The sequence below is a fragment of the Gemella sp. zg-1178 genome (genome assembly GCF_018790995.1).
GTDB lineage: Bacteria > Bacillota > Bacilli > Staphylococcales > Gemellaceae > Gemelliphila.
Genome location: NZ_JAHKEI010000008.1, coordinates 72,252 through 79,290, shown reverse-complemented (window position 1 = coordinate 79,290; position 7,039 = coordinate 72,252). Strand labels below are relative to the sequence as shown.

Sequence of the window (7,039 nt, the reverse complement as noted above, 5' to 3'; positions counted from 1 at the left end):
TAGCTCTTTCCCACTTGCTCCAAGTCGCAGCGGATATATTCAAACGCCCAGCCACTTCATCTTGCGACAAATTAAACTTAACCCTTAGCATCTTTAACGTTAATTTTTCCAAAATCTTCACCTCCCTATTTATAAAATTTACTTATTACTAATGCGTCAAAATCCAGTAAATAAAATAGACTAAAGCTATAATCTCAAGCGTTTTCCACACAATTTTTAAAATTAATTTTACCGTTTCCTTATCCATATTGACTATTTCTTGAAAAAGTGTTAAAATTTGCTTAGGTGGAGCTTTCGCCCCCACCTTTTAACCAAATATTATTTCAATTATAATTCTTATTATGACAGTTAGCTTTAAAAGCTTTGTTATAATTGAAAGTATTAGCTCAAGGTATTCATCAAATATCTTGAGTTTTTCTTTTTCATCTCACTTTTTCAAGCCTTTAACCCTCCTTTCTAGCTTGATAATAATATTATACAATATTATATTGTTCTTGTATGTACTTTTTTATTTTTTCTTAACTTTTTTAGTTTTTTATAATAATATATAAGTATAATAATTAAGGAAGTGATAAAATGATTAATCTTGTAAATAAAGAAATAATGGCTAGAAATACAAAGTATTATATGGGAAAAATGATTTAAACACTACTGAATTTTCAAATAAACTTAATTTTAATACACTATAGTGTTAGATTAGTTTAAAGCTAAAACTTATTCTAGAATAGATCAAATAGAGATAATGACTAATTAGTTTGTAATATCAAAAGTAGATTTAGTAGAAGCAGATTAGCAAATAAAAAAAACAAGGAGTAAAAATCCCCGTCTTAGTATAAGTAGAATCAGGTATACCAATCACAGCGATATAAGACATAATAGACTATGAAGAAATAATCCAGGAAATGGAAAGAAGTGGAGAATACTTCGACCCACAAATAAAAGACAACTCCATATAGCTAAAAATGGGCAACGGCGGCGTAATAGTAAGAAAACAACCTGATGCTCAGACAGACCACACCGTCATAATAATAGTAACCTACGATAACACAACCTGCAAAAAACTAAAAAACCAATATACAGATATCAACCAACCCTGCATACGCCCCCATGTTTTACACCCTAGAAGAAATCCAAACAAAACCAGTAACCATACTAGGCAAAGTCGTAGAACTAAGAGCGAAGTTTTAGGGATAAGAAAATAATAGAAAAAGGTTATACAATGTGAAAAAATTTTATTTTGACGAATCAGGTTCAATAACAAAAAGCAAAAACATAAATAATAAATATTTTATTTTTGCTGGAATATCTACAAATGAACCTGAACACACTAAAAGAATATTTAAAAAAGCAAAACAAAAATATTTAAAAAATAATCCAGACCTAAATTTCAACATAAAAAATGAAATAAAAGGCTCTGAAATGAATATTGATTTTAAAATATTTTTATTTGAAGAACTAATAAAAAAGACAGACATTACATTTTACTTTATGATATTTGATAATCACAATGCCTATGACAGATTAACAACAAATCCATCAATAACATTCAACTACATAAACTTCTTATTACTAAAAAATTCATTTTCAACTTGCAACATATTAAATTTGAATTTAGATAATAGAAATGTAGCTATTAAAAATTTAAAGTCCTTACAAGACTATCTAGAAATTAAATTTTGTATAGAAGATAACAAAGTAAAAGAATATGTAAAAGTAGAATATTTTGAATCACAAAACAATATATTAATACAAATAGCCGATATATTTTCAAATTTTATTTATAGATTAATAAAAGGAAAAGATAATAATTCAAATCAAGAAAAAGCCATTAAAATATTCAATAAACTAAAAATAAAAAACATTCAGCATATGGATTATTTTCCACGAGCTAAATGTAATTCTAGTTTATTTGGATAAATAGGATAGTATCAACTTAAGAATGGGTTACCAAAACAGGCAACTTACGAATAAATGTACGCCATTTCTTAAGAATTACCAATACCACCTAAATTAATTTTACATTATTGCTGCCCAATAGTCAATAATTTTTTACTTTTTATAAACAAAACTATTAAAATTATATACATAGGAAATTAGCATTTGAAAAAGCTACGGCTTTCAAGTGTGCAAATACTGTGATATATGAAAATATATATGCAGTATTTTTGTATTTAAGAAAAATTATAAAAATATAATTTTAGATAGCTATTTGTAGCTATCCAATATGGTTTTTAAACCGCTAAAAAATTAAATTTAAAGGATTATAATTATGAAAAAATCAAAAATTTTATTAACAGCATTATTATCTAGTGTGGTTATTGTAGGTGGATGTTCTAACAATACAGAAAAAAAATCTACAACTAAAGAGTCTTCAACTTCTAACTCAAAATCTAGTTCAACAAATTCAACAAACAAAAAAGAAGTAAAAGACAAAATTTATGGATTAAATGAATACTGGGTAGTCGATGGTCAATGGAAATTAAAAATTGATAGTGTAACCACTACTACAGAAAGAAATCAATTTTATAAAGATGAACCAGCACAAGTAGTTGTTATTACTTATACATATGAAAATCTAGGGTATAAAGGAGAATTCCAAGATTTATTTTTTACACCATATCAGGTCGTTGATGGCGGTAAAAAAGTATCTAAAATATACCCAATAATTAATCTTAACTATGTAAAACCTACACCTGAAGGTGCTATTATGGAGGGTGCACAAAAAGCTTTTGGATTATCTACTGAAAGTAAAACAATTAAAGTTATGTTCGACAAATACGACAGCAATAAAAAGCGACAAAAAGCTACATTTGAAGTCCCTGTAGAATAAAATAAACAAATAAAAAAACTCCCCTACTTAGCCAAAAGCAAGGGAGAAATAGCGTATAGTAAAATACACTAGTCTCAACAGCTAATATTATACTATACGCTTCTTAATAATCCAAATTTACAAAGGAGCGTGTTTTTATGAATATCAAAGAATATGAAAAAACAAAGCAAGATTTTTTTAAAAAAAGATGCCAAACTATATATTGCTAAAATGCAAACCTAAAGAAAAGAACTAGGTATATTAACTAATAAATACCAGTTATTTTCAGAAGTATATAATGACTGGTTTGAAGGGTACAAACATAATATAAAAGAAAATACACTTTTCATTAAAATGCACATTTTCAAACTATTGTTAGAGTGATTTAATAAAATTAAACTAACAAAAATAACAGATTCACATTGTCAAAAATTGATAAGTACACATTCTGAAAAATATAGTCTTGCCCTACTAAAAAATGAAAATGTAGAGAACAAAAATATTCATAAATGCAATAAAATTAAATTTAATTTAATTTATAAAAATCCAATGAACGACGTTATGCTTCCTAAAATTAAAAAACTGAACAAGAAGACGAATTATACTATAATTAAAGAAGAATTAAGACTTTTATTAAAAAAAGTTGAAAAAATTACTCATTAAAAACATTAGTAATATTTAGACTACTTGCCTTTATAGGAATTAGTAAATAAGAATTACTATCATTAACTTAGGATGACGTTAACTTAAATAATACTCTTATAACCATAAATAAAAATCTCTCACTAAATATATACTATAAAATAAAAATTCAATCCTCAATAATCAAAAAAGCAAAAAGAAAAATTACCATAGACACTAAAACTGTACAAATGTTAAAATACTACCAAAAAACAACAAGCTCTAAATTATAGTTTACAGATAAAAATGACAACTTCATAGGTCTAATGTACTTAAATCACAAAATTAAAAATATATGCAAAAACACAACTTAAAATTAATAAAAATACATGGTTTTAGACATACCTGTTGTTCTTTATTATTCGAAAGTGGTGCAAACATTTAAGACTTACAAAACAGATTAGGGTATAACGATTTAAAAACTACAATGGGAATATACGCCCACTTAACAAAAAACAAAGAAATAAATTAGCCAACAAATTTGCTAACCATTGAAACTTTTAACAACAGTTCCTTATATATTTCGTATACATTCTAAAAACAACCCTTGAAACGTTGATGTATCAAGGGTTTAAAAAATATTATTTAGTTTCTCTGTGTAGAGTTACTTTTTTTAATCTAGGACAGTATTTCTTAAGTTCAATACGGTCTGGATTATTTCTTTTATTTTTTTTAGTAATGTAGTTTCTATCACCACATTCTGTACAAGCTAATGTTACATTTACGCGCATTAATATAGCCTCCTATTTTTAATATATGTCTTACAACTTTTTCATACAACGACAAATATTATATCATTAAATAAATATAAAATCTAGTATTTTTATATAATTTTACTTACCTATTACCTTTTTCTTTTCTTTTAATTCTTTTATTCTATTTAATCTTTCTTCTTTTCTTTTCTTTTTTTCTTCTCTACTTGAACTTTTTATAGGACCTCTTGCTATATGTTCCTTACTGTCATTTGTAATAAGAACTTTCTCTTCGTTTTTCAGTTCTATTTCTTCGTGTCTTTCTACTTTTATACGCAGTAGATTTGTAGTAACACTATCTTCAATTTCAGCAATCATATTTTCAAACATGATATGACCTTCATTACGATACTCTCTAAGAGGGTCTATTTGCCCATAAGAACGCAAGAAGATACCTTTTCTCAACTGGTCCATCTGGTCAATATGGTCTGTCCAATGCTGGTCAATAGAATTTAAAAGTATATATTTTTCAAAATTATCCATTGTTTTATCAGTAAGTAATTCACGTTTTTCAGCAAGTTCTTTTTTAATATTTACGAGGGCTAATTCTGCTATTTCTTCTTTATCACTAGCTTCTGTGTAATTATCAATATTAATAGGATTATCTAATAAATATTTTTCATTAAGTAATTTCACGATATCTCTTATATCAATATCTTCATCTACAAACTCTAAATTTAAGGAGTAATCAATAGTTTTGTTTACAGCATTGTCTACCATGCTAGCTATTATTTCAGAAACTTTTTCTAATTCTAAAACTTCATTACGTTCTCCATACATTATTTCACGTTGTTTTCTTAAAACATCGTCATATTGAAGAACTTGTTTTCTAGCATCAAAGTTATTTCCTTCAACACGTTTTTGGGCACTTTCAACAGATCTACTTATCATGCGACTTTCTAATGGAGTATCGTCATTCATATCCATTAATTTTTTAAGTCTATCCGCTCCAAAACGAAGCATAAGTTCATCTTCTAAAGAAAGATAAAATCTTGAATAACCTGGGTCTCCTTGACGTCCTGAACGTCCTCTTAACTGATTATCAATACGGCGCGATTCGTGTCTTTCAGTACCTATAACGGCTAATCCACCTAATTCTCTTACACCCTCACCAAGTTTTATATCTGTACCACGACCTGCCATGTTGGTTGCAATAGTAATTGAACCTTTTTGTCCTGCCATTTTAATTATTTCTGCTTCACTCTCATTTTGTTTGGCATTTAAGACCTTGTGGGGAACTCCAGATTTATAAAGTAAATTAGATAGCAATTCACTTGTTTCTATGGCTACTGTACCTAATAAGACAGGTTGCCCTGCAAAATATCTTTCTTTCACATCACGAACTATCGCTCTATATTTAGACTCCATACTAGAATATACTAAATCTGGTGCGTCAATACGAATTACAGGTTTATTTGTAGGAATAGTAGTTACAAACATATTATATATATTTCTAAATTCTTCTTCCTCTGTTTTGGCAGTACCTGTCATTCCAGATAATTTTTTATACATTCTGAAATAATTTTGGAAAGTTATTGTTGCCATAGTTTTGCTTTCTTTTTGGATTTCAACATTTTCTTTAGCTTCTATGGCTTGATGTAAGCCTTCCGAAAAGCGTCGTCCTGGCATAGTTCTTCCAGTGAATGAGTCAACAATTAAAATTTCTCCATCATAAACAACATAGTCAACATCAAGACTCATTGTATAATTTGCTTTTAGAGCTTGATTTATATGATGAGTTAAGTCAACATTTTTTAAATCATAAAGATTTTTTAATCCAAAATATTGTTCAGCCTTATCAATACCTCTTTCAGATAGTTGAATAGCTTTAGTTTTAATATCTAGTGTATAATCCCCATCGCTACCATCTTCTTCTTTAGCCATCTTTAAAGTTCTAACAAATGCGTTAGCTACTTGATATAAAGATGTAGATTCTTGACCTTCTCCAGATATTATAAGTGGTGTTCTTGCTTCATCAATAAGTACAGAATCTACCTCGTCAATTACTGCATAATTTAGAGGTCTTTGCACTCTCGATTCAACATTTCTAACCATATTATCCCTCAAATAATCAAATCCAAGTTCGTTGTTTGTAGAATAAGTAATATCGCAATTATATGCTTCTCTTTTTTCCGATGGAGATAGGGAGTTTAAATTTAGTCCAACAGTTAGCCCCATATATTCATAGAAAACACCCATTTCTTCTTTATCACGTTGTGATAAATATTCGTTTACAGTGATTACGTGAACACCTTCGCCGTATAGGGCATTTAGATAAACTGGCATAGTTGCAGTCAAAGTTTTACCTTCTCCTGTACGCATTTCTGCTATATCTCCCTTATGAAGAGCGATCCCCCCCATAATCTGTACCTTGTAAGGTTTCATACATAATGAACGAAAAGCTCCTTCTCTTGCAGCGGCAAAAGCATCTACTAGTATATCATCTAATATGTCCGAACTAGAAACACCTTTTTCTTTTTGTTGTGAAATATAATCTCTAAATTCTATTGTTTTATTTTTTAATTCCTCTTCTGTTAAAGAAGCATATTCATCTTCTTTAGCAATTACTTTCTTTGCCAATTTTTCAAGACTTTTTAATTCTCTTTTATTAGCATCGAAAACTTTATTTAAAAATGCCATATATAATTTCCTCTCGGTTAATAAATTAACTTCTTAACATCATAATATTATAACACTTAGATATATATTTAGCAATTATTTTTTCTAATTAGCAAATTATATGTAAAATATTCAAAGTAAAAATTTATTACTTATAATATAACTTTACTAAAAGTTA

7 protein-coding genes are annotated in these 7,039 nt (G+C 27.9%); 4 read left to right on the top strand and 3 right to left on the bottom strand.

Going from position 1 to position 7,039, the window contains the following annotated elements; translation table 11 throughout:
- Positions 1–91, bottom strand: a 91-nt coding sequence (locus KMP12_RS07830) for a helix-turn-helix transcriptional regulator (protein ID WP_215756383.1), incomplete at its 3' end; no start/stop codon positions are given.
- A 1,130-nt stretch (positions 92–1,221) separates the two neighbouring features.
- Here KMP12_RS07830 and KMP12_RS03620 point away from each other — a divergent pair.
- From KMP12_RS03620 to KMP12_RS03605, 4 genes are all read left to right on the top strand, one after another.
- On the top strand, positions 1,222–1,917 hold the full coding sequence (locus KMP12_RS03620; RefSeq protein ID WP_215756377.1) for a DUF3800 domain-containing protein: 696 nt from the start codon (positions 1,222–1,224) through the stop codon (positions 1,915–1,917).
- Between the two features lie 352 nt (positions 1,918–2,269).
- The gene (locus tag KMP12_RS03615; protein WP_215756376.1) at positions 2,270–2,830 is read left to right on the top strand and encodes a cell wall-binding protein; all 561 of its coding nucleotides are present in this window, start codon (positions 2,270–2,272) and stop codon (positions 2,828–2,830) included.
- 237 nt (positions 2,831–3,067) lie between these two features.
- A complete protein-coding gene (locus KMP12_RS07825; protein WP_215756382.1) occupies positions 3,068–3,193 on the top strand; it encodes a tyrosine-type recombinase/integrase in 126 nt (41 codons plus the stop codon).
- A gap of 48 nt (positions 3,194–3,241) precedes the next feature.
- The gene (locus KMP12_RS03605) at positions 3,242–3,472 is read left to right on the top strand and encodes a hypothetical protein (RefSeq protein WP_215756375.1); all 231 of its coding nucleotides are present in this window, start codon (positions 3,242–3,244) and stop codon (positions 3,470–3,472) included.
- A gap of 599 nt (positions 3,473–4,071) precedes the next feature.
- On the opposite strand, the gene rpmG is transcribed toward KMP12_RS03605, so the two are convergent.
- Positions 4,072–4,221, bottom strand: a complete 150-nt coding sequence (gene rpmG / locus KMP12_RS03600; protein WP_003145675.1) for a 50S ribosomal protein L33 — start codon at positions 4,219–4,221, stop codon at positions 4,072–4,074.
- 102 nt (positions 4,222–4,323) lie between these two features.
- Positions 4,324–6,882: a preprotein translocase subunit SecA gene (gene secA, locus KMP12_RS03595; protein ID WP_215756374.1), complete on the bottom strand. Its 2,559-nt coding sequence runs from the start codon at positions 6,880–6,882 to the stop codon at positions 4,324–4,326.
- Positions 6,883–7,039 lie beyond the last annotated feature (157 nt).